This is a genomic window from Candidatus Pelagibacter sp. PS_44 (genome assembly GCF_059417735.1).
On the sequence record NZ_CM182063.1, the window covers coordinates 506,635 to 529,920 of the forward strand.

30 protein-coding genes, 1 tRNA gene and 1 riboswitch are annotated in these 23,286 nt (G+C 27.5%); of the genes, 19 read left to right on the plus strand and 12 right to left on the minus strand.

The window, feature by feature from the left end:
• The first annotated feature begins 2 nt into the window (after positions 1-2).
• The 3 genes from AC5SLO_RS02785 (at position 3) to AC5SLO_RS02795 (ending at position 3,551) form a co-directional block, all read left to right on the plus strand.
• On the plus strand, positions 3-407 hold the full coding sequence (locus AC5SLO_RS02785) for a transcription antitermination factor NusB (protein ID WP_494573665.1): 405 nt from the start codon (positions 3-5) through the stop codon (positions 405-407).
• Complete coding sequence (thiL, locus tag AC5SLO_RS02790) at positions 400-1,359, plus strand: thiamine-phosphate kinase (RefSeq protein ID WP_494573666.1); 960 nt, start codon at positions 400-402, stop codon at positions 1,357-1,359. Before AC5SLO_RS02785 ends, thiL begins: the two co-directional genes overlap by 8 nt.
• A gap of 86 nt (positions 1,360-1,445) precedes the next feature.
• Positions 1,446-3,551 carry a sodium-translocating pyrophosphatase gene (locus AC5SLO_RS02795; RefSeq protein ID WP_494573667.1) on the plus strand — a complete coding sequence of 702 codons (2,106 nt, stop codon included), beginning with the start codon at positions 1,446-1,448 and terminating at the stop codon, positions 3,549-3,551.
• A gap of 1 nt (position 3,552) precedes the next feature.
• Here the strand turns inward: AC5SLO_RS02795 and AC5SLO_RS02800 are convergent, their stop codons facing one another.
• A complete protein-coding gene (locus AC5SLO_RS02800; RefSeq protein ID WP_494573668.1) occupies positions 3,553-4,017 on the minus strand; it encodes a hypothetical protein in 465 nt (154 codons plus the stop codon).
• On the opposite strand from AC5SLO_RS02800, the gene AC5SLO_RS02805 reads away from it, so the two are divergent.
• Genes AC5SLO_RS02805 through AC5SLO_RS02830 form a run of 6 tightly spaced genes read left to right on the plus strand, consistent with a single transcriptional unit; the run spans position 4,016 to position 6,566 of the window.
• Positions 4,016-4,483, plus strand: coding sequence for a ubiquinol-cytochrome C chaperone family protein (locus tag AC5SLO_RS02805; protein ID WP_494573669.1), 468 nt, complete (start codon positions 4,016-4,018; stop codon positions 4,481-4,483). The genes AC5SLO_RS02800 and AC5SLO_RS02805 overlap by 2 nt on opposite strands.
• A 7-nt stretch (positions 4,484-4,490) precedes the next feature.
• Positions 4,491-4,673 (plus strand): 50S ribosomal protein L32, encoded by a 183-nt coding sequence (gene rpmF / locus AC5SLO_RS02810; protein ID WP_494573670.1) that lies wholly within the window; start codon positions 4,491-4,493, stop codon positions 4,671-4,673.
• Positions 4,674-4,699: 26 nt separating this feature from the next.
• Complete coding sequence (gene plsX, locus AC5SLO_RS02815; protein WP_494573671.1) at positions 4,700-5,704, plus strand: phosphate acyltransferase PlsX; 1,005 nt, start codon at positions 4,700-4,702, stop codon at positions 5,702-5,704.
• Positions 5,704-6,006, plus strand: a complete 303-nt coding sequence (locus AC5SLO_RS02820; RefSeq protein WP_494573672.1) for an integration host factor subunit alpha — start codon at positions 5,704-5,706, stop codon at positions 6,004-6,006. Before plsX ends, AC5SLO_RS02820 begins: the two co-directional genes overlap by 1 nt.
• Positions 5,996-6,373, plus strand: a complete 378-nt coding sequence (locus AC5SLO_RS02825) for a MerR family transcriptional regulator (protein WP_494573673.1) — start codon at positions 5,996-5,998, stop codon at positions 6,371-6,373. The genes AC5SLO_RS02820 and AC5SLO_RS02825 overlap by 11 nt, the downstream gene beginning before the upstream one ends.
• A 1-nt stretch (position 6,374) precedes the next feature.
• Positions 6,375-6,566, plus strand: coding sequence for a 50S ribosomal protein L33 (locus AC5SLO_RS02830; RefSeq protein WP_006996892.1), 192 nt, complete (start codon positions 6,375-6,377; stop codon positions 6,564-6,566).
• Position 6,567: 1 nt separating this feature from the next.
• Here AC5SLO_RS02830 and AC5SLO_RS02835 read toward each other — a convergent pair whose 3' ends face one another.
• Positions 6,568-6,858: a chorismate mutase gene (locus tag AC5SLO_RS02835; RefSeq protein WP_494573674.1), complete on the minus strand. Its 291-nt coding sequence runs from the start codon at positions 6,856-6,858 to the stop codon at positions 6,568-6,570.
• Between the two features lie 42 nt (positions 6,859-6,900).
• On the opposite strand from AC5SLO_RS02835, the gene AC5SLO_RS02840 reads away from it, so the two are divergent.
• Positions 6,901-7,923, plus strand: a complete 1,023-nt coding sequence (locus AC5SLO_RS02840) for a COX15/CtaA family protein (RefSeq protein WP_494573675.1) — start codon at positions 6,901-6,903, stop codon at positions 7,921-7,923.
• 10 nt (positions 7,924-7,933) lie between these two features.
• Here the strand turns inward: AC5SLO_RS02840 and AC5SLO_RS02845 are convergent, their stop codons facing one another.
• Entirely contained in the window at positions 7,934-9,235 is a 1,302-nt protein-coding gene (locus AC5SLO_RS02845; protein WP_494573676.1) for an O-acetylhomoserine aminocarboxypropyltransferase/cysteine synthase family protein, read from the minus strand.
• A 4-nt stretch (positions 9,236-9,239) separates the two neighbouring features.
• Positions 9,240-9,308, minus strand: a riboswitch (SAM riboswitch).
• A 139-nt stretch (positions 9,309-9,447) separates the two neighbouring features.
• On the opposite strand from AC5SLO_RS02845, the gene rplM reads away from it, so the two are divergent.
• From rplM to AC5SLO_RS02880, 7 genes are read left to right on the plus strand one after another with little or no spacing between them, the layout of a single operon-like run.
• Positions 9,448-9,909 (plus strand): 50S ribosomal protein L13, encoded by a 462-nt coding sequence (rplM, locus tag AC5SLO_RS02850; protein WP_494573777.1) that lies wholly within the window; start codon positions 9,448-9,450, stop codon positions 9,907-9,909.
• Position 9,910: 1 nt separating this feature from the next.
• Positions 9,911-10,351, plus strand: coding sequence for a 30S ribosomal protein S9 (gene rpsI, locus AC5SLO_RS02855; RefSeq protein ID WP_494573677.1), 441 nt, complete (start codon positions 9,911-9,913; stop codon positions 10,349-10,351).
• A 33-nt stretch (positions 10,352-10,384) separates the two neighbouring features.
• The gene (gene argC / locus AC5SLO_RS02860; RefSeq protein ID WP_494573678.1) at positions 10,385-11,407 is read left to right on the plus strand and encodes an N-acetyl-gamma-glutamyl-phosphate reductase; all 1,023 of its coding nucleotides are present in this window, start codon (positions 10,385-10,387) and stop codon (positions 11,405-11,407) included.
• Positions 11,404-11,628: a hypothetical protein gene (locus AC5SLO_RS02865; protein ID WP_494573679.1), complete on the plus strand. Its 225-nt coding sequence runs from the start codon at positions 11,404-11,406 to the stop codon at positions 11,626-11,628. Before argC ends, AC5SLO_RS02865 begins: the two co-directional genes overlap by 4 nt.
• Positions 11,629-12,921: a homoserine dehydrogenase gene (locus tag AC5SLO_RS02870; RefSeq protein WP_494573680.1), complete on the plus strand. Its 1,293-nt coding sequence runs from the start codon at positions 11,629-11,631 to the stop codon at positions 12,919-12,921.
• Complete coding sequence (locus AC5SLO_RS02875) at positions 12,921-13,817, plus strand: AEC family transporter (RefSeq protein ID WP_494573681.1); 897 nt, start codon at positions 12,921-12,923, stop codon at positions 13,815-13,817. Before AC5SLO_RS02870 ends, AC5SLO_RS02875 begins: the two co-directional genes overlap by 1 nt.
• 17 nt (positions 13,818-13,834) lie before the next feature.
• Entirely contained in the window at positions 13,835-14,683 is an 849-nt protein-coding gene (locus AC5SLO_RS02880) for a DMT family transporter (protein ID WP_494573682.1), read from the plus strand.
• Positions 14,684-15,215: 532 nt separating this feature from the next.
• Here the strand turns inward: AC5SLO_RS02880 and AC5SLO_RS02885 are convergent.
• Positions 15,216-15,494 (minus strand): methylated-DNA--[protein]-cysteine S-methyltransferase, encoded by a 279-nt coding sequence (locus AC5SLO_RS02885; RefSeq protein ID WP_494573683.1) that lies wholly within the window; start codon positions 15,492-15,494, stop codon positions 15,216-15,218.
• Entirely contained in the window at positions 15,475-15,912 is a 438-nt protein-coding gene (locus AC5SLO_RS02890; protein WP_494573684.1) for a GNAT family N-acetyltransferase, read from the minus strand. Before AC5SLO_RS02890 ends, AC5SLO_RS02885 begins: the two co-directional genes overlap by 20 nt.
• A gap of 80 nt (positions 15,913-15,992) precedes the next feature.
• Here AC5SLO_RS02890 and AC5SLO_RS02895 point away from each other — a divergent pair, with 80 nt between their 5' ends.
• Both AC5SLO_RS02895 and AC5SLO_RS02900 read left to right on the plus strand, forming a co-directional pair.
• A complete protein-coding gene (locus AC5SLO_RS02895; protein ID WP_494573685.1) occupies positions 15,993-16,949 on the plus strand; it encodes a site-specific integrase in 957 nt (318 codons plus the stop codon).
• Positions 16,946-17,671, plus strand: a complete 726-nt coding sequence (locus AC5SLO_RS02900) for a hypothetical protein (RefSeq protein WP_494573686.1) — start codon at positions 16,946-16,948, stop codon at positions 17,669-17,671. Before AC5SLO_RS02895 ends, AC5SLO_RS02900 begins: the two co-directional genes overlap by 4 nt.
• Here AC5SLO_RS02900 and AC5SLO_RS02905 read toward each other — a convergent pair.
• The 7 genes from AC5SLO_RS02905 to AC5SLO_RS02935 all read right to left on the minus strand — a co-directional run bounded on the left by AC5SLO_RS02905 (position 17,647) and on the right by AC5SLO_RS02935 (position 23,265).
• Positions 17,647-18,648 carry a glycosyltransferase family 4 protein gene (locus AC5SLO_RS02905; RefSeq protein ID WP_494573687.1) on the minus strand — a complete coding sequence of 334 codons (1,002 nt, stop codon included), beginning with the start codon at positions 18,646-18,648 and terminating at the stop codon, positions 17,647-17,649. The two genes, AC5SLO_RS02900 and AC5SLO_RS02905, sit on opposite strands and share 25 nt — an antisense overlap.
• On the minus strand, positions 18,649-19,521 hold the full coding sequence (locus tag AC5SLO_RS02910; RefSeq protein ID WP_494573688.1) for a glycosyltransferase family 2 protein: 873 nt from the start codon (positions 19,519-19,521) through the stop codon (positions 18,649-18,651).
• Positions 19,522-19,523: 2 nt separating this feature from the next.
• Entirely contained in the window at positions 19,524-20,270 is a 747-nt protein-coding gene (locus AC5SLO_RS02915; protein ID WP_494573689.1) for an FkbM family methyltransferase, read from the minus strand.
• A complete protein-coding gene (rfbC, locus tag AC5SLO_RS02920; protein WP_494573690.1) occupies positions 20,270-20,803 on the minus strand; it encodes a dTDP-4-dehydrorhamnose 3,5-epimerase in 534 nt (177 codons plus the stop codon). Before rfbC ends, AC5SLO_RS02915 begins: the two co-directional genes overlap by 1 nt.
• A 7-nt stretch (positions 20,804-20,810) precedes the next feature.
• Positions 20,811-22,931 carry a glycosyltransferase gene (locus tag AC5SLO_RS02925; protein ID WP_494573691.1) on the minus strand — a complete coding sequence of 707 codons (2,121 nt, stop codon included), beginning with the start codon at positions 22,929-22,931 and terminating at the stop codon, positions 20,811-20,813.
• On the minus strand, positions 22,928-23,182 hold the full coding sequence (locus tag AC5SLO_RS02930) for a GIY-YIG nuclease family protein (protein ID WP_494573692.1): 255 nt from the start codon (positions 23,180-23,182) through the stop codon (positions 22,928-22,930). The genes AC5SLO_RS02925 and AC5SLO_RS02930 overlap by 4 nt, the downstream gene beginning before the upstream one ends.
• Before the next feature lie 8 nt (positions 23,183-23,190).
• Positions 23,191-23,265: transfer RNA gene (locus AC5SLO_RS02935), tRNA-Glu, on the minus strand.
• Positions 23,266-23,286 lie beyond the last annotated feature (21 nt).

Consider the following 23,286-nt stretch of genomic DNA (forward strand, 5'->3'; position numbering starts at 1 on the left):
GGATGAGAACTCCATATAACCCAAATCAAAATCCTAGAGTTATAATTATTCAAAAACTCTATGGTAAATTTTTTAATGATGATGAAGATATAACTTTTTCAAAACACAGATTTAAAAAATCTATTAAAGATGTGGTGCTTGGTACAATTGAAAGAGATGATGTAATTAAAGAAGAGGTCAGAAATTATTTAAGTGAAGATCTTGAATTGTCAAATATGGATAAAGTTTTTCAGGTCATTGTTAAGGCAGCTATATTTGAATTTCTTTATAAGCCTAAAATCTCTAAAAAAATTATAATCAAGGAATATTTAGATGCTTCAAATTTTTTTTTAGAGGACTCCCAAACTAAATATTTGAATGCAATATTAGATAAAATTGCTAAAAAAATAAGAAATACTAATGCATGAATTTGATTTAATTAAAAATTATTTTCAAAAACTTTCTAAAAAGACAATTGGTTCTTTGAACCTTAATGATGATGTTTTTTTTGATAAAAAACATGAGTTAGTAGTATCAATAGACACATATATTCAAGGAAATCATTTTATAGATTTTAAAAAACCAGATTTAGTAATAAAAAAGATCATAAGGTCATCAATATCTGATTTAATTTGTAAAGGCGTAAGTCCAAAATACTATTTTGTTTCAGGCTCAGGTAATAAAAAAACTTTTTCAAAAAATAACTTAAAAAAAATATCTAAATCACTTAACGATGAACAAAAAAAGTATAAAATCTATCTTTGTGGTGGAGATACAGTTTTTTCTAACAAATTAAGTTTTACAATAACCTCCATTGGTTTTTCAAAAAAAATTATTGAAAGAAATAAAGCTAAAATTAATGATGATATTTATGTTACAGGAAATTTAGGCGATAGTTATTTAGGTTTATTAGTTTTAAAAAATAAATTTAAAATAAATAAAATTCATAAAGATTATTTTATTAACCAATATTATAAACCTAATATTCAAATTGATTTATCTAAACACTTAAATAAATTTGCAAATACTTCAATTGATATTTCGGACGGTTTATTAACAGACCTTGAAAAATTGATTAATAGTCAAAAACTATCTTATAAAGTAAGTTTAGATGATATACCGGTTTCTAATTCCTTGAATAAACTCATATCAAAAAAAAATTTCTTGAAAGAGCATTTTATTTCAAAAGGTGATGATTATCAGGTTCTATTTACTGCCTCGAAAGATAAAAGAAGAATCATAAAAAAAATTTCAAATGAATTAAGAGTTAAAATTTCAAAAATAGGAATAATTCAAAATTCAAATAATAAACCCATATTAATTGATAAAAAAAGAGGAATAATTAGCCTTAAAAATAAGGGTTATTTTCATCATTTTTAAAAAGTTAAATATTGCCTTTTATGGTTTTTTTTGTATTGTCCGGACTTTAAACGTTTAATTTAACAACCAAACAACCAAAAGGCAAAATGAACTCAATCGTCGAAACAATATTACTTTATACTATAGCTGCAGGATTTCTTTCAATTGTATATGGATACTTTACTGGAAAAAACATATTAAGCTCAAGTACTGGAAATGCTAAAATGCAAGAAATTGCATCTGCTATTCAAATTGGTGCAAAAGCTTATTTAGCAAGACAATACAAAACAATTGCTGTGGTTGGAGTTGTTGTTTTGGTTGTTATATGCATTGTATTTAGTCCTCTTGTTGGTTTAGGTTATTTTATAGGAGCTGCTTTATCTGGTATAGCTGGTTATGTTGGAATGTTAGTTTCAGTTCAGGCTAACGTTAGAACTGCTGAAGCATCTAGAAAAGGTTTAGCAAGTGGTTTAGCTGTAGCATTTAAATCAGGTGCTGTAACAGGTATGTTGGTTGCTGGTTTGGCTTTGTTAGCAATAGCTGTTTATTATTATTTTTTATTAAAAGCGGGAGTTGATGAAAGGGAAATTGTTAACGCTCTTGTTGCCCTAGGTTTTGGTGCTTCTTTAATTTCAATTTTTGCAAGATTAGGTGGCGGAATTTTTACCAAAGGTGCTGATGTTGGTGCTGATTTAGTTGGAAAAGTTGAGGCAGGTATTCCTGAAGATGACCCTAGAAACCCAGCTGTAATTGCAGACAACGTTGGAGACAATGTTGGTGATTGTGCTGGAATGGCTGCAGATTTATTCGAAACTTATGCTGTAACAATTGTTGCAACAATGGTTCTTTCTTCTATATTTTTTTATGGTGATATTAATATGATGATATACCCATTAACCATTGGTGGTGCTTGTATTTTAACATCAATATTAGGAACTTTTTTTGTAAAACTTGGAAAAAGTAAAAATGTAATGAATGCATTATACAAGGGATTTGTTGTTTCTGCAGTTTCATCATTATTAATTCTATATCCAGTAACTGATTATGTTATTGGCTTTGCTAATGAGTATTCTGTAAATGGAAAAACTTTTACTGGTATGAGTCTTTATTACTGTGGTGTAATTGGCTTAGTTATTACCGGTTTATTAATTTGGATTACTGAATATTATACTGGAACAGATTATAGACCTGTAAGAAGTATCGCAAAATCATCAACAACAGGACATGGCACAAACGTTATTCAAGGATTAGCTGTTTCTATGGAGGCAACTGCAATTCCTGCTCTAATAATTGTTGCGGGTATTCTTGCTACCAACTCTATTGCTGGTCTTTATGGAATTGCTATTTCTGTAACAACTATGCTAGCTTTGGCTGGAATGGTCGTCGCACTTGATGCGTATGGTCCAGTTACAGATAATGCGGGTGGTATTGCAGAAATGTCAAATTTACCAAAAAGTGTAAGAAAAACTACTGATGCGTTGGATGCAGTTGGTAACACTACAAAAGCTGTTACTAAAGGTTATGCTATTGGATCAGCAGGGTTAGGTGCACTTGTTTTATTTGCCGCTTATGTTGAAGATATCAAACACTTTTCTGGTGTCGCTGGATCAAAGTTAGAAGGAATAGTTGTAACATTTGATTTATCTAATCCATACGTTGTAGTTGGATTATTAATAGGTGGAATGCTTCCATATTTATTTGGATCAATGGGAATGCAAGCCGTAGGAAGAGCAGGTGGGGCTGTTGTTATAGAAGTTAGAAGGCAATTTAAAAAATACCCAGGTATTATGAAACGTAAACAAAAACCTGATTACGCTAAACTTGTTGATTTATTAACATTAGCTGCAATTAGAGAAATGATTTTACCTTCATTATTACCAGTTCTGTCTCCGATTGTTTTATACTTTGTGATATTTCAAATTGGTGGGCAAGTTGCTGCTTTAGCTGCTGTCGGCGCAATGTTATTAGGTGTCATAATCACTGGATTATTTGTTGCAGTTTCAATGACAGCTGGTGGTGGTGCTTGGGATAACGCTAAGAAATATATTGAAGATGGTAATTATGGTGGAAAAGGTTCAGAAGCTCATAAAGCAGCTGTTACAGGTGATACTGTTGGTGACCCATATAAAGATACTGCTGGTCCTGCTGTAAACCCGATGATAAAGATTACAAATATTGTTGCTTTATTATTGTTAGCGGTGATTGCGGGCTAGATTATTTTATTTTTCTTTTTCCGAGTGGATCGTTGATTTTTTGTCTTACAGAATACAAGAATTCATAGATAAAACTATTTTTAGAATAATTCATTTGAGTTGTATCTTCTGAGAATTTTATTTCATTCATTTTATCTTTATCAAAGAAAATACTTTTTGACAGAATACCTTTGTTGTCGATATCTAGAAGTAAGATGTTATTTTTTAGTAATTCTTTTTTCCCTAATCTTGATATTTTTGTTGAGCTTGTTTGAATTTCCATATAAATCCATAATTCCTCGTCAAAAGAACCCTTTGTAGATGGAGGACCCAAAAGTTCAAAGATATCATTTTTATTAGTTTTGCCAATTACAAGTTTTTCACTTTTTTTTTCTAAAAAATGCACACCATGATGCTTTATAACTTTATTTAATGTACAACTTGAAATAAATAAAAAAAGAATAATTAGATTAAAAATTTTTTTCATGAATAAAAACTATATTAATATTTACAATAATTTAGTTAAATTAACTAGAAATAAAGAATTGTATAAAGACTTTAAAAATCAAGACACATTTTCAGACAGAATGATCTTTTTTCTATTACATTTTGCTTTTTTTTTAAAAATTTACAAAAAAGATAACAATAAAGAAATACTCCAAGAAATTTATGATTATGTCTTCAGGCAATTGGAGCTAAGTGTCCGAGAGATTGGTTATGGAGACCAATCGATAAATAAAAAAATGAAAGATTATCTCAATTTATTTTATGGAATGATTGATAAAATTCATAATTGGGATCATTTAAATAATGAGTCAAAAAAAGAGCAATTAACAATATTTTTAGATAATGCTCAAAATAGCGATTATTTGGTAAAATATTTTGATAAATATATTGAATTTTTGATAAATAACACTTTAAATTCACATATAAAAGGTGTAGTTAAACATTAATTTTATTATGGCTGTACCAAAACGCAAACAATCACCGTCAAGAACTGGGATGAGAAGAGCTCAGAATATGAAATTCTCATCTAAAAATATAGTTGAAGATAAGAAATCTGGTGAGTATAGACTCCCTCATCATCTAGATCTTAAAACTGGTATGTATCGTGGTAGACAAGTTTTGGACCCTAAAGAGTAAATTATTTTTTCAATTAAAGAAATAGAATGAGCAAAAAAATCAAAATTGCTATTGATGCAATGGGTGGCGATGGTTCACCAAAAAAAATTATTGAAGGTATTAATCATCATTTCAAAAACAATAAAAATACCTTTTATCAAATTTTTGGTGATAAAGGTCAAATTGAAAAGTTTATTACTGATGAATTGCCTAGTGAAAACTTTGAAATAGTTCATACAGAAGATGTTGTTAAAGGAACCGATAGTCCATTGGAAGGTGCAAAAAGAGGAAAAAAAACTAGTATGTGGTTAGCGATACAGAGTGTTAAAGAAAAAAAATCTGATGTAGTAATTTCAGCAGGGAATACTGGTGCATTATTAGTTATTTCAAAGTTAAATCTTAAAATGATAAACAATATAGATAAACCAGCACTTTCAGCCTTATGGCCAAATAAAAAGAATATGAGTGTTGTTTTAGACTTAGGTGCAAATATTGAATGTAGTCCAAAAAATTTAATTGATTTTTCGATAATGGGTTCCTCTTTATTTAATTCATTATATCCGAACGATGAAGCAAAAGTCGCACTATTAAATATTGGCTCTGAAGAACTTAAAGGAAATGAAATTATAAAAGAAACTTATCAACAATTGAATAAAAGAACTAATAACGATTTTGAGTTTAAAGGTTATATTGAAGGGAATCAATTAATGAACGGTGATGTTAACGTTATAGTAGCAGATGGTTTTACTGGCAATGTTGCATTAAAGACTGCTGAAGGCACTGCTAATTTTATCACAAGTGAATTAAAAAAAGCAATGACTGGTAATTTGATTGGAAAAATGTCTTCACTACTTAATATTTCAAATTTAAAAAAATTTAAAAAAAGACTTGATCCAAGATTATATAATGGTGCAATTTTTATTGGTTTAGACTCCCCAGTAATTAAAAGTCATGGTGGAACAGATTATATAGGTTTTTCAAATTCTTTAAGTGTTTGTTCTAAAACGGTAACTGGAAATTTGATTGAAAAAATAAATAATAATATTAATTAATGACAAGAACCAACCTTATCAAAAAAGATCTAATCAACTCAATTTATATGCAGATCGGTTTTTCTAAAAATATTTCTGAAAATTTAATTGATGATTTTTTTTCTACAATCTTAGAAAATTTAAAAATTGAAAAAAAACTCAAACTTTCGAAATTTGGCACGTTTTCTATAAGACAAAAAAAAAGTAGAGTTGGTAGAAATCCTAAAACTAAAGAAGAAGTGGCTATATCTGATAGAAATGTTGTTTTATTTAGAGCTTCTAAAGACTTTAAAGATTTAGTAAATTCTAAAAATGATCAATAAAAATTTAGATGCTTACAAATCAATAGGTGAGGTTGCTAAAATTCTAGATTTAGTAAATGCCAAAAAGGGTACTTTAAATACTCATACCATAAGGTTTTGGGAAAAAGAATTTAAACAGATCAAACCAAAAATTCTCAATGGTAATAGAAGATATTATAATAATCAGACTATAGAAGTTCTTAAAAAAGTTAAATTTTTACTTAAAGAACAAGGAATGACAATTAATGGAGTTAAAAAAGTTCTCAATTCTGACAAATCTTTAAACCTTGACGAATTATCAAATAATTCTATAAGTGCTAATTATAATTTCAGAAATAAATTAAAAAATATTTCTAACTTAGTAAAACAAATTAAAAAGCTTAAATAGTATGGCAAAAAAAACACACGTTAAAGTAAGATTGGTCCCTGAAGCTAAACCTGATAGTCCTTTTTTCTATTATGTAAAAAAGCCAGCAGGTGGAGAAAAAGCTAAAGTAAAATTGTCTGCTAAAAAATACAATCCATCTACTAGAAAACATGAAATGTTTGTGGAGAAAAAACTACCACCACACAGTAAATAGTTTATTTCTTTTTAAAGTTTCTCTTCTCGTAATCAATAAAAGACCAAATCATATTTTTCCAAATTCTGTTTGTAATTTTTGGATCAATTTTTGTCTTGATTGATTTTTTTTTAATTTTTTTAAGTATATAGCTTATTCTTGTTTTATCGATTATCTCTTTTTTATAAATTTTTACTTTTAAAACTTCATTTACTAAAAGCGATCTTTTTTTGATTAGTTTAAGCAGATCATTATCTAATTTATCAAGTTTTATTCTTAATTGGGTAAGTTTTTTTTTATTAGTAGGCGACATTTAATCAATTGGTTATTAAAATAATTATTATAAGTATAATTTATGTTTGTAAATAGCGACAACTATATAAAATATTTAAAGATATGGTTAATAGGACTATTTTTGCTAATTGTTCTTATGGTTGCTGTAGGTGGCTTAACTAGATTAACTGACTCAGGCTTATCCATTACAGCATGGGAGCTTTTTTCAGGTATATTGCCACCACTTAATTCAAATGATTGGAATATGTATTTTGAAGAATATAAAAAAATTCCAGAGTATAAAAATATTAACTATGGAATGTCTTTAAACGAATTTAAAGTAATTTTTTATTGGGAGTATGCACATAGATTATTAGCACGTATTGTTGGCTTGTTTACATTAATCCCTTTAATTATTTTATGGATTAAATATAGAGATTCTAATTTTTATTCTAATAAATATTTTTTTATATTTTTTCTTATATGTTTGCAGGGATTTTTAGGCTGGTTTATGGTTACTAGTGGATTAACACAAAATAATGATGTTAGTCATTTTAGATTAGCAATTCATTTATCACTTGCACTTTTTATCTTATGTTTAATTTTTTGGTATATTTTGGATTTTTTTGATATTCAAAAAATAGATTATAAAATTCCACAATCATTATTGTTATTTATTTTTTTATTAATTATTATTCAAATTATATTGGGCGCTTTTCTTTCAGGTTTAAATGGAGGTTTAATTTATAATACTTGGCCAGATATGAATGGTACTTTTTTTCCAAATGATGTTTTATTTTTAGATCTTTTTACCTCTGAGTCATTTTATAATACTTCTATTATTCAATTTTTACATAGATCAACAGCCTATCTGCTTGTGATCCTTGTTATGATTATTAACTATTTATTTATTAAAGAAGGAGTTGCCATAAAGAATGTAATTCTTTTTGACATAGCTTTACTTATTCAAATATTATTAGGAATCATTACATTAATATCTGGTGTAGAGATAAAGTATGCATCACTACACCAGTTAGGTTCTATTTTTGTATTAACAACCTATATTTTACTCATTTATAAAAACTCAAGCGGTTTTTTAAAATGATAAAGAATTGTTATGAAGCACTAAGTGCTTGATCAAGATCATCTATTATATCGTCAATATGTTCTAATCCTATACACAGTCTTATATATCCAGGAGTAACTCCTGCAGCACTTAATTCTTGCTCCGTGAGTTGGCTATGAGTTGTCGTTGCCGGATGTATAGCTAAGCTTCTAGCATCTCCTATATTTGCTACATGATAAAACATTTTTAAAGCTTCTATAAATTTCTTACCAGACTCAATGCCACCTTTTAGTTCTATTCCTATTAAAGCACCATTTCCTCCATCAAGATATTTTTTTGCTCTTTTACCAATATCTCCTTCATATTTGGTTGGGTAAATCACTCTAGAAACTTTTTTATGATTAGATAAATGATCCACTGTTTTTTCCGCATTAGAGCAATGTTGTTTCATCCTCAAGGCTACTGTCTCAAGTCCTTGAATTATTCCAAAAGCATTATCAGGAGCTAATGCAGCTCCAAGATCTCTCAAAAGAGTAACTCTTGCTCTAACAGCAAAGGATACATTGGCGCCAGTTAATTCAGGAACTGCCTTACCCCATACTACGCCACCATAACTTGCATCAGGTTCATTAAACAAGGGTTGTCTTTTTGGATTGGCTGTCCAATCAAAATTTCCACCATCAATTAGTGCTCCACCCACAACTGTACCATGTCCACCTATATATTTTGTAAGTGAGTAAACCACTATTGCAGCTCCATGCTCTATTGGCTTACAGATGATAGGGGCGGCGGTGTTATCAACTATTAATGGAATATTATATTTTTTTCCAATATCAGAAACTTCCTTAATAGGAAATACTCTTAAATAAGGATTGGGCAATGTTTCCCCATAAAAAGCTCTAGTTTTATCATCTATTGCTTTTTCAAAGTTGTTAGGATCTGCTGGATCAGCATATCTAACTTCAATACCAAGCTTACTCAATGTATGAGTAAACAATGAAACAGTTCCACCATAAAGATCTGTAGAACTAACAATGTTATCCCCAGCCTGAGCAACATTTAAGATAGCAAAGGTTGAAGCTGTTTGCCCAGAAGAGACAGTTAAACTTGCTAATCCACCATCTAAGGCAGCCAGTCTTTTTTCAAGAACATCATTGGTTGGATTCATAATTCTTGTGTAGATATTTCCAAACTCTTTTAGACCAAATAAATTGGCCGCATGCTCAGTGCTATCAAATAGATATGAAGTTGTTCTATAAATTGGGACAGCTACAGCTTTTGTAGTTGGATCACTTCTATAATCACCACCATGCAATGCGATAGTTTCTGGGTTTTGTCTTTTTGTACTCATCTTAATACTCCTTTTTTAGTATTTTTGCTTTATGCAAGGCATACAATACAGTTCAAATGCGCCTACCGAAAATGTGGGTAAAAAATCCTTTTTAGCAATTATTAGCCTGCAATAGGAACAAATCGGCAAACAAAAATTACCATTAAATGGCTATATTGCAAGAGAAATATAAAATTGACTTTATAATTATTAATAGTATTAATCCACGCTCTATGACTAAATTTTTAAAAAGTAGCGAATTAACAAGTAATTGGTTTGAAATTGATGCTAAAGGAGCAGTTGTTGGAAGACTAGCATCTATAATAGCAATGATTGTTAGAGGAAAAAACAAAACTACTTATACACCTCACATGGATGATGGTGACTTTGTAGTTGTTAAAAATATAGAACATGCAAAATTTACTGGAAAAAAATTTAAAGACAAAAAATACTATAGACATACGGGCCACCCTGGTGGAATTAAAGAAATAACTCCTGAAAAACTATTAGAAAAGAATAAACCAGGTGAGACTTTAAAATTAGCGGTTAAGAGAATGTTACCAGGAGGTGTTCTTGGTAGAAAACAACTAACTAAAGTTAAAATTTATGCTGGTGAAGAGCATCCTCATGCAGCTCAAAATCCAAAACTTTTAGATTTAGGAAAATTAAATAGCAAAAATTTAATTAGAAATTAATATGGAACAAACAGCACAAATAATATCAAAAAAACCTAAGATCAAGTTAGATTTTAAAGATAGCAAATACGCTACTGGCAGAAGAAAAAAATCAATTGCTAAAATTTGGTTAAAAAAAGGGACCGGTAAAATTTATGTTAATGGTCGAACAATGGATGAATACTTCACTAGTGGTAGTCATAAAATGCAAATTACTAGACCTTTTGAAATTATTAATCAAGCAACAGCTTATGATGTTAGATGTAGTGTCGCTGGAGGCGGTCACACTGGACAGGCAGGAGCAATGGTTCACGGTATTGCAAAAGCCTTAATATTATTTGACTCAGAACTAAGAAGTACACTAAAAACAGAGAAACTTAACACCAGAGACTCAAGATCTGTTGAAAGAAAAAAACCTGGTCGTAAAAAAGCTAGAAGAAGCTTCCAATTCTCGAAAAGATAATTCTTTTTTATTTCAAAATAGTTATAATAAACAATGCCTAAGCTTAATGTTTTAGTTGCTGGTTCAACTGGTTATATTGGTGTTCAATTAATAAAGTTATTAGTTAAACACAAAAATATTAATATAAAATATTTGTGTGGTAGCTCATCTGTGGGTAAGAAAATTACTAGTTATGAAAAATCATTAAAATCAAAAAATTTACCCAAGATTACTAAATTTAATAAATCATTTTTAAAAGAAGTTGATTTGGTATTTACCGCATTACCAAATGGTGAAGCTCAATCTATATCAAATAGTTTATTAAAACATAATGTGTTGATTGATTTGGCAGCAGATTTTAGACTTAATAATGCATCCTTATATCTAAAATGGTATAAACAAAAACACAGATCAATTTCAAATATTAAAAAATCTATATATTCATTACCTGAAATTACAGGTGAAAAAGTTAAAAATTTTAATATTATTGCTTGCCCGGGTTGTTATCCAACATCAATATTGTTACCGTTAATTCCATTGATTAAAAAAAATTTAATTAAAGTTAATAATATAATTATAGACTCTAAATCGGGATATTCCGGAGCTGGAAGAGGAGTACATGACAAATATAAAAATAAAAACCTTTATGAATCTTTAAGTGCCTACGGCGTTGGTTCTCATCGTCACAATTCTGAAATACAACAAGAGTTTAATTTTTTTACAAAAAAGAAAGTAAATTTTACTTTTACACCACATTTAACCCCAATGTTTAGAGGAATATTAAGCACTATTTATGTAGAGCTAAATAAAGGATCTACAATTAAAAAATTAGAAAAAGTGTTGATTAATCATTATCCCAATAATGAATTTGTAAAAATTCTAAAAACTAACTCTTTAATAAGTACAAATGATATAATTAATACAAATAACTGCCATATATCAATTTCTAAAACTAGGTATAAAGATAAAGTGATTATCTTGTCATCAATAGACAATCTAATTAAAGGTGGCGCAGGACAAGCTATACAAAATATGAACATTAGATTTGGATTTAAAAAGACTGAGGGCTTAATATGAAATATTTCTTAGTATTTTTATTTCTATTTTTATTGTCTTGTTCTTTAGATAAGGATTCTGCTTACTGGAACAAAGATTCTATCAAAAAAAATATTGAAAAAAAAAAATATACTAAAATGTTAGAAAAAAATGGAGATTTTAAACTAATGTCATTTGATGAATTTGATTTATTTCTTAAAGAATATTCAAAAAACTCAGACTATCCTGATATAAACAAGTAAATGAAAATGAATTTAAATATTGCTGTAGTTGGATTGGGTCAAGTAGGTAATTATTTACTAAATGAATTAAATACAAAAAAAAAAGAAATTGAATTAATTACAGGTAAAAGAATTAATATTGTAGCTGTTTCTGCAAAAAACATAAAAAAGAAGAGAAAATTTAAAGTTAATAAAGATATCTTTTTTAAAAATCCTTTAGATATTTTTAAATTAAATAAAGTTGATATTTTATTTGAAGCAATAGGAATGTCTGATGGTATTTCTAAAAAAGTAGTTGAAACTGCTTTAAGAAATGAAATTCACGTTATTACACCAAATAAAGCCCTAATATCAAAACATGGAGATTATCTTGCTAAATTAGCTGAAGATAATAATGTTAATCTTGAATTTGAAGCATCTGTTGCTGGTGGTATTCCAATATTAAGAACTATTAAAGAGGGTCTAGCAACTAACAAAATTACTAAAGTTTATGGAATTTTGAATGGAACTTCCAATTATATTCTATCAGAAATGAGAAATTCTAAAGATAGTTTTGCCAATGTTTTAAAAAAGGCTCAAAAATTAGGATATGCTGAACCAGGTAACCCTAAATTAGATCTTAATGGTTTTGATGCTTTTGCTAAAGTAAGAATTTTGTCTGCTCTTGCATTTAATACTAAGATTTCAAAATATAAATGTTTAATGGAAGGAATTGAAAAAATTGAATTAAAAGATATTGAAATAGCTAGCCAATTAAATTTACGTATTAAGTTACTTGGTATTTCTGAAATTATTAATGGTTGTTTATTTGAAACTGTCCACCCATGTCTTGTAAGTAAAAATTCTTATATTGGTAATGTTTCTGGTGTGATGAATGCCGTCATACTTGAGGGTAAACCTGTTGGTGAAAGTATATTACAAGGAGAGGGTGCTGGTCCTGGACCTACGTCTTCATCATTACTATCTGATTTACTTTCAATTTTGAAAGGGGATATTAAAAAACCCTTTGGTATGCCTAACAACAAGCGTAAGTCCATAAAATGTTATAATGTCAATAATTATACTAATTCTTTATATTTGAGATTTGAAGTTAAAGATAAACCTGGTGTTCTGTCAAGAATTACTAACAGGTTAGCTCAATACAAAATTTCTGTAAAAAGAATGATTCAAACACCAGATAAAAAAAATAATAAAGCTACTGTTGTTATTATTACTCACAAAACAAGTGAACTTAATTCAAATAACTGTCTTGCAAAATTTAAAAAAGATAAAGATATTCTTAAATATCCTACATTAATTAGAATTTATAATTAATGGAATTATATTCCAAAATTTTTGAAGTCTTATTTCCTGTTTTTTTTGTTATCGGTATTGGTTATTACTTGGGGAATAAAAATCCAAAAATAGATACTAATTTCATAACTAATTTTGCAGGTAATATAGGAACGCCTGCAATGATTTTTTATACTGTAACTACCACAGGTATAACTTTAGCAGTTTTTACCTCCTACTTCTTCTATGCTTTAGTTATGATTGGAGGCTTTTCCATAGTTGGTTTAATACTTCTTTTTATTTTAAAAAGAGATCTAAGTATGGAGCTACCGCCGATGATTTTACCAAATACTGGTAATATGGGTATACCAATTTGTCTTTTTGCTTACGGCACTGAAGGGCTTGGTGTAGCTTCTGCTATAGCCTCTGTTATAATTTTGTTTCATTTTACGTTGGGTGTTTTTCTTGCTAAAAAAAAATTTTCTTTTGATGTGGTTCTTAAAAGTCCTCCTGTTTATGCAATAATAATATCAATATTATTTCTTTATTTTAACTTAGATGTCCCAGTATTTCTTGAAAACACCACTTTTCTTTTAACATATGCAACAATATTTTTAGTTTTAATGTCCCTTGGTATAGCCTTAACAAGGTTTAAGTTTTCTTTAAAAGATTCAATTATATTAGCCTTAGGACGTGTTATTTTGGGTCCACTCATATGTATTCTTATAATAAATAAACTCGATTTGAATGGTTTTGCAGCTGGTGTCTTATTAATACAAAGTGCAATGCCAAGTGCTGTGTTAAATTATCTTGTTGGATCGATGTATTCACCTAAAAAAATTGTTGATAGTATCGCTAGTACAATTGTAACATCAACATTGATGTCTTTTATTACTATTCCAATAGTAGTATTCTTTGCTTTAAAGTACTTCAATTAAACTGTATCTATTGGCTTATGAAAGCCATTATTTTTAGCTTATTAGGTTGGATGTTTCTTCCAGTAATGGATGGATTTGCAAAATATTTAAGTACAGATTTACCAGTACTACAAATAACTTGGGCTAGGTATTTTTTCACAGTTGTATTTACTCTTCCAATAATGTTTTTCTTTTATAAAAAACACTTAGTCTGGTCTGATAAACCAAAACTACAAATACTTAGAGGTTTGATTTTACTTTCTGCGAATGTATGTTTTTTTTATTCAATATCTGTAATCTCATTAGCTAAAGCTTTAACATTAGCTTTTATTGCTCCATTAATCGTTACAGCATTTTCACCCATTTTATTAGGTGAGAAGGTGGGTTTAAGAAGATGGACAGCTGTAATAATTGGATTTGTAGGTTCCTTAGTAGTAATTAGGCCAGGTTTTTTAGAATTAAATCTAGCAAGTTTTGCTGCCCTAGGAACAGGTGTTATGTATGGTTTTTATTTGATTATTACAAGAAAGCTAAGTACTTCAGACAATCCATTATTAACGCTTTTATTAACAGGTTTAGTAGGGGCGATCATAATATCTATGATAATTCCTTTTATTTGGGTTAAACCTACTCTTAATCAGTGGTCTATTATGGCTGGAATAGGGGTCTTTGCATGCATTGGCCACTTATTCCTTATACTGTCGCTTAAATATGCTGATGCATCTAAATTAGCTCCTTTAGGCTATACTGAGATAATTCCTAATGTGATTATTGGCTACTATTTCTTTGGTGATTTCCCTGATAATTGGACATTTTTAGGTCTCTTTATAATTGTGCTAAGTGGTATTTATATTTCTAGAAGAGAAGTAGTGGTTAAAAGAATTTAATATAAGTAACTTATATTTACTAATACTTAATATAATACATTAAGTTTACAATTTATACTACTGTAATCATTAGATTTTATTATAATTAATAATTATCAAAATAAGAATAAATAGCATATTTGTAGTTAAAAATTTATAAATACTTTTTTAAATTAAAGGTATGATATTTAATTAAAGCTAAATTTTTTAAAAATTATTCAAATCAATAAAAAAGCATTGTATATCAACGTTTATATCCAATCCTAGGTCTATAAAATATAATGATATGTTACCCAGATATGAAGTGGGGGTCAAAAACCCTTTAAAATTGAGCTTTTTTGGACAACTAAAAAACTGTTGGTATTGTTGAAAACTAGAGCAATGCACTATCAGAATATGCCATTTAAACGCCCATAGAGCACCTTAATTTTAGCATGATCTCATATCTGGTACAACTAAAGGGTGCATTACAACATTTTTAGTTATTGTTATAAAAAAGCTCTATAAATATTGATTTTATTGACTTTTAGATGCTTTTAATAGGTTAAAATCTCTATTTGATGAAGACCTTCTCAGACCTTAATAATTGACGTTTTAGCTTAATTCCACCTTTTCCTGAGTAGCCACCAAGACTTCCGTCTGATCTTATCACCCTATGACAGGGTATTTTGGGTGGATAAGGGTTTTTACCCACTGCATTAGCAACAGCTCTGAATGCCTTAGGTTTTCCAATAGCTTTAGCAACTTCCAAGTAGGTCTTAACTTTGCCCTTGGGTATTTTCTTTAAGTAATTCCAGACTTTTAGCTGAAACTTAGTCCCCTTTAAGTTCATATAGTTCAAAACCTGTGTTATTGGCTATTTTATCGTATAATTTCTTTGCATTTTCATTGGAAGAGTGAGTGATCCAACGAATTCCTTGCCAATTATTGGCCTTAGATAAGGATTTTAGATGACTAATAAGTTTTTGAGCTATTTTTTGACCTCTAAATTCTGGCTCTACGAACAAATCGTCTAAAAACCCGATATATTGACCCTTAATTGGTCTTGGCATTGTTCTATAATGAGCAATACCAACGATTTTACCTTCTAATTCAAAGCAAATGCCATTAACAGTATGATTCTCATCATTAATCCACTCCCAAAGAGTTTCTAAAATATCCATATTCATTGGAACATTATAAAAACTTGCATATGCTTGATATAAATTTGACCATCTTTTGAAATCATCTTTATTAAATTTTCTAATCATTTTTTTAAATTAAACTATTGACTTATAAAATCACTTGATATATTACTAACGATAATTAATGGTTATCAATAGTAATATATATGAATGAAATAATAACAGATATAAAAGCATTACAGGAAGAAACTTTATTAAACCTTCAAAATTCAAAAGCAATCAATACTGTTAGAGCTTATAAATCTGATTTTAATGACTTTGGATTGTTCTGTGCTCAAAATGGATTTAAATCTCTTCCATCAGAACCAAAAATAGTTTCATTATATTTGACACATTTATCAACTAAAAACGTTAAAATGAGCACTTTAAAGAGAAGATTAGTATCAATAGGTGTCATACATAAAATTAAAGGTCATTATTTAGATACTAAACATCCTTCAATTATTGAAAATATTATGGGTATTAAGAGAAGAAAAGGAAGCATTCAAAGAGGTAAAAAACCATTATTAATCAATAATTTAAAACAAATTATTAATGTAATAGATAATCAAAAGAAAGAGGAAATAAAGAAATTAAGAGATAGGTCTATTATCCTAATTGGATTTTCTGGAGGTTTTAGAAGAAATGAGATTGTTTCATTAGACTTTGAAGATCTAGATTTTGTGCAAGAAGGTCTCAAGATTAACCTTAGAAGATCTAAAACGGACCAATTTGGTGAAGGATCAGTAAAAGGACTACCCTACTTTGAAAAAGCACAATATTGCCCAGTTATTTCAATTCAAAAATGGATTGAAACATCAAAGATAAAATCTGGAGCGTTATTTAGAAGGTTTGTTAAGGGATCAAAAATATCAGAAAATAGATTAACTGACCAAACAGTTGCTTTACTAATAAAAGAGTATTTAAAATTAGCAGGTATAGATAGCAGAAATTACTCTGGACATAGTTTAAGATCAGGTTTTGCGACATCAGCTGCAGAGTCTGGAGCAGAAGAGAGAAGTATAATGGCTATGACAGGACATAAATCAACAGAAATGGTTAGAAGGTACATTAAAGAAGCAAATTTATTTAAAAATAACGCATTGAATAAAATTAAGTTATGATAAATTTCTGTGTATCCTTAACAACACTACCGTCAAGAATAGAAAATATTAAAAGAACTATCGAGTCAATAGATTCCCAAACACTTAAAGCAAATGGTGTTTTTTTAAATCTACCTTATAAATTTAAAAGATTTAAAGATTATGCGTTTACAGAAAAACAATTAAAAGATTTGGACAAGTATAATCTTAATATAAATCGATGTAACGATTATGGACCCTCCACAAAACTGATGGGTTCTTTAAGACACATCAAAAAATATGATTGTGTAATAATTTTAGATGATGATCATATTTATCATGAGAAAATGTTTGAAATATTAATTAATGGGTTCATAAAAAATAAAAAAAATTACAGCTATTACGTTCAAAAAGTTTTTAAATTAAATATGGGACAAGGTGCGGATGGTATACTAATAAATACAAAAGATTTAGACAAAATTGATAAATTTTACCAAAAATATGTTTCGAATAATAAAAATTTATTTTTAAACGATGATTTATGGATTTCACTGTATTTGCAATTTATTAAAAATAACAAAATTGAAGATTTGAGTGAGGAATTTAAAATTAAAACTAATAGAAATATAGTTTACAGTATACATTCAGATGTTGATTCTTTAAAAAACGAATTATCTGAAGGATTTCTAAATAGAAGAAAAATAGCTAAGTTAGAATATTTTAAATTTCGAATATTCAACTATTTCAACAACTTAATCCAGTGATTAATAATTTTGTCTAAAGTATATTTTTTTGAATAATTATATGAATTTTTGATATATCGCTTTCTAATAGTAAAATTTGAATTCAAAAATTTATTTAAACGCAATGCAAGTTGACTAAAATCGTTTGAAATAATACCATTATTATTATCATGAATTAATTCATTTAAAGCTGTTTTTCCAAAAGTGAAAATAGGCAATCCACAAGAATTACCTTCAAGTGCATTTAAACAAAAAGTTTCATCATAACCTAAGCAAATCATGCCGATTGAATTAGAATAGATATTTCTCAGTTTAATTTTAGAAACTCTGCCAAAAAAAAAAATATTATGATTTTTGTAAAAACTTATTTTTTGTGAATAATTATTTTTATTAACCCCAAAAACATAAAACATTGCATCTTTATTTGTTGGATAAACAGATTTAATCCACATATCTAATGTCTCTTGAAGACCCCTCTTTCTTTGAACAGACCAAATAATTATCTTTTTTCGTTTATAATTAATTCTGACTTTATTGAATTCTTTAGATAAAAAATTAGGTATAACTATCTTATTGTTAAATAGATAAATTTTAGAAGTAACATTCTTTAGATATTTACTAACAAATACAGCAGTAATTTTATTTCTTATTAATGTTAATAATTTTTTTTTTCTAATAGCTTTTTCAATAGCCAATGTATTATGCATCCAAAAAATTTTTTTTGAGAATTTATAAAAATCAAATATTTGTGTATCATTTGAAGAAATAATATAATCAAACTTGATTTTGTTATTTTTTGTTAAAACTTTATCTATAGGTAAGTTTGTTAAGTTTTTTCTTTTTATTATTTTCTTGCAATTGGTTGATAAAAAAATTTTATATCCTTTATCAGCAAGCAATCTGGATAAGCCTAAGTTTAATGTTTCGATACCACCAAGATGGTTTAAGGATTTTGATTTTAAGTCAAAATTAAAAGGACAATAAAATAAAATATTCATTTAGCTAAATAGTTTGATGTAAAATAGTGTTAATTTAACTTTTAATAAATCTAAATAATAATTTATGTTTTTGCTTGGTTCTTTTAACAAACCCTCAAACTTAGTGTCAGATCTTAAATAGTGTTTTTTAAAAAATCTAATACTTATCCCCCACTTTTTTAAAAAGATTTTGTTTCCTTTATTTCCAGTATCAGTGATTGAAAAAAAATTTTTTTCTTTTTGACGTGTAACAACTGAACCAAAATGATAAACTCTAGATTTACTAACACCCTTAAATATTCTAACTCCTAGCTTCCATAATTTCATATTTAAATCAGGATCCGAACCAGTGCCAGGTGAAAATTCAACGCTAAAGCCTCCTACTTTATTCCAAACCTCTTTATGAATAAGATGTGGTGCCCAAGTAGAACCTTGGAAATCATCACAATTAAGACTCATATAATTTTTCAATAATCTTAACTCATCAAAGGTTTTAGCAGTTTCACCAGCATAGAAATTTAAATGACCATTAAGTTTTGGATCACCATTGATCATCGTTCCTGACAAATAAAAAAGTTTAGTATTTAACTTGTTAACTTCATCAATCAGATATTGATCCCAATTAGGACAAAAATACATATCATCATGAGCATAAAGTATTAAATCATAAATACTAATTGATGCAGCTTTATTGCAACCTACGCAGATACCATCATTGATTTTGGAATAAGAAAATTTATAGTTATTCTTTTTTACATAATCAAGAGTCCCATCATTTCCCTCATTAACATGTAGAATTATTTCATTTGTTAATTTTGAATTTTTTTGAATACTTTCTATAGCAAGTTTTAGATAATCTAAATTATTAAAAGTAGGAATTATTATAGATATCATTATTAATTTGTACTGTTTGGTACAAAAACCAAATCGTCATGAACCCAGTTAATTAATTTATAATTGTGTTTTGTCATAAAATTATAAATTTCTGAAGATATAATGTTATCAATTTTATTCATGTAATATTCTTTAATTTTAATATCTATAAATTCTAAAACAACTAATTCAGGTTTATATTTATTTATGTCGAAACCATTTAATACATTCATTTCATGACCCTCCACATCTATACTTAAATAGTTTATCTTTTGATTTCTGTATGGGCTATTTTCAATAATATCATTTAATGTACGAGTTCTTATTTTTCTAATTTCTTTAGCTTTTGCCCCAGTTTCTTTTGATAAAGTATTAATAGCTGATCTATTATGAAAAAAATATAAATCTGTATCCTCATTTTTATCTGAAATTGCAGCATTTACATTAAAATCTTTTTTTCTAAAAAAATTAAATAAATCAATACTATTAAAATCTAAATCAATATTAATTCCAGTCCAACCTCTTTTATAAAGTCTATAAGTATTATTATTTAATAAAGGTTGGTGACAGCCAATATCAATATATACGCCATACTCTTTTTTTTTGAAAAAATCATCAGCCAACATATCTAGGCCCCAATTCGAATAAAAAGTATTTTGTTTAAGAATTTTTCTAGTTTTAAAATATTGATAGATAAAATAAAATATTTTAAAAAAATTAAATCCTTTTTTATACAAATACTTTTCTTTAAGACGTTCTTCTATCTTCATTAATTATTTTTAATTTTAGTAATAAAATTCTTAAAAGATAAACCATTAGCATCTTTATTTGATAGAATAGGTTTTATTTTAGGCCACTTGATACCAATATCAACATCGTTCCAATTTAAGGTTATTTCAGATTTTGCATTTCTATAGTTCGTGCAGTTGTAAGAGATTATATTTTCTTTTTCTAAAGCAAGAAAACCGTGTGCAAAGCCTTCAGGAATATAAATGCTTTTACAGTTTTTATTGCTAAGTATTAAAGAATAATATTGTCCAAATGTTTTTGATTTAACTCTTAAGTCAACCATAACATCAAAAATTTTACCTTTTATTACAGATAGGTATTTTCCTTGAGAATTTATAGTTTGAATATGTAGACCTCTTAAAACATTTTTTTTAGATTTGGAAATAATTTGAAATCTAAATTTTTTCTTTATAATTTTTTCTAAATAAAGTTCTCGTAAATATCCCCTTTTATCTTTATGTAATTCACCTTCTATAACGAGCAAATCTTTAAATCTATTTTTAATAACCTTCATTAAATTATTATCTTTCCCATACAAAACTATTTTTACTTTTTATATCTAATGTTTTAGATAAAATAAAATCAGCAACTAAAGTTGAATTTATATATGTTAAATAAAAATCCCTACCATTTTTTGCTATTTTTTTTCTTTCTTTGTCGTTTTTCTTATATTTATTAATTTTAAAACTAAGGTCATCAATGTCTTGGTAATTTATAAAGGTATTTTTTGGTAAAAAATCATCAAATTGAGTTATTTTATTAACAAATGTAAGTAGTCCATTACCAAATAGTTGCGCCACACGATCACTACTATAATATTTAGCAGCCGGCCCTCTGCTTAAATTAAGCCCCATTGAAGAATTGGATATTCTTGATAAAAATTCGTCTCCCCAGACTGGCTGCACATTGTTCATGCCATATAAATCAAATTTGATAAGTTTGTTTTTATTAATAAGTTTATTTATAAAGAATTCCCTATCATCATTCTTGCCTATTTTTAACGAACCTCGATGTACTCCATGACTCATTGCAAAGAAAATATCGTTATTACAATTTTTTTCATAATTTTTTAATGTTTCAAAAGAATGATCTGAAGGATTTGGAATGAAAAAAGAATTTTTAATTTTATTTCTTAATATTTTTGGGTCAGATGTCAAAAATGTTGCATCTAAATATTTTACTTTATTATTAATTCTTTCATTATTTTTAATATAATCTGGTCCATTTTTTACTACAGGGTCTAAAAACCATTGGCATATTTTTAAGTTTTTATTTGAATCTTTTAATTCTTGTAAGGTATTATTTTCAACAGAGTCTGCGTGACCTAAAATAATACAATCAGCTTTAAAATTTTTATATGTTTTAATAATTGAATTTTGTAAACTTTTTTTTCCACTAATATCTTGTAAAGATTTATTTTTATTAATTATATCTCTATCACTTATAGCTAAAACATTATGACCCAATCTAACAAATCCATTTTGCAATCTTTTTCCTGTATTGTAATGTAAACGACCATTAAAACGTTGGTTGAAATTTGTTATATGAATAATTTTTAGTGGATATTTTTTTTTGATATAAAAATTTTTTATTTCTTTAGATATGAAAACTTTTCTTAAGTTATCAATAATATCAGAAACATATTTGTGAGTGTAAATAAAATTATTGTAATTTTCTTTTTGAGTTTTTAACAATTTTTTTTTATTTTTAATAAGACTATCAATACTATTAAATAAACTAATGTGATTTAATTTTTTTAAAATTATTGCTGAATTACTTGTTTCAGGTAAGCCTCCTCTTCCACTAATTATAACGGCTGAACCTCTGCTAGCAGCTTCTAAGCTTGTTCTGCCAAAAGGTTCCTCCCACCTAGAACACACCACAGAAATACTAATTTCTTTTAGATTATCTAATATATATTCATTATTCTTAAAACCTAATATTTTTAAATTTTTGTGTTTAAATGATAATTTCTCTCTCGGTTCATCTCCAAAAACTTTAGCAGACCAATTAGGATATTTATTTAATATTCTAATTATAGCCTGACCAAATATATCATATCCCTTAGCTTTATTTAATTTTCCAACAAAAGATATAATATTTTTTTTATTTTTAAAATTAATCTTAGTTTTTGATGATGACTGAAAACAAACAGATGTTTTATTAAGTAAATTTTTTTGGCTTGATAAACCAATAAAAAAACGTTTTTGTGACCATTTACTATTAAATATAATCTTATCTAAATTATTTAATAAATAGATACGCTCATTAATTAATTTCGAACCATTCATTGATAGAGGATCATTGTGAAAATATAAAAACAATTTATTTATATATTTTTGTTTAATCATTTTTATATAATTTGGCCTATTGTGAACCTCTATAAGTTCTGTATTTAATTTCTTTTGTGCTTCAAGAAAAGTTTCAACATAAATTTTACTAGTACTTTTAAATATTTTTCTATTTAACTCTAAGTTTACATAATTTTTGGATAATTTATTTTTTGATTGGGTGTTACCAAAAATAAGAATATCTTTGTTAAAAGAACTGATTTTTGTAATATCGTTTACAAATAATGATACAGCACCTGCATATTGAGGTGAAAAATTTTCTTTATAAGGTAATAATACAGAAATTGTCATTTGTTATATTTTTCTAAAATCTCTTTTCTTAATACTTTATTGTGTTTTAGTTTATATTCAAATGACATTGCTTCATTTTTACTTTTAAATTTTTTTTTATAAATTAATTTCCACTTGTAACCTTTAGTAGATTTTGCGCCTTTGTTGGAATTGTGTTTATTTAATCTTTTATCAATATCTATAGTATATCCAACATAACTCTTTTTAGTCCCTGGAGTGATAGATTTAAGCATATATGTAAAATAATACATAAGGATTATGGCGGTCCCTGGGGGAATCGAACCCCCCTTTGCAGGATGAAAACCAGCTGTCCTAACCGATAGACGAAGGGACCACGTTGTGATCTTTTATTTTA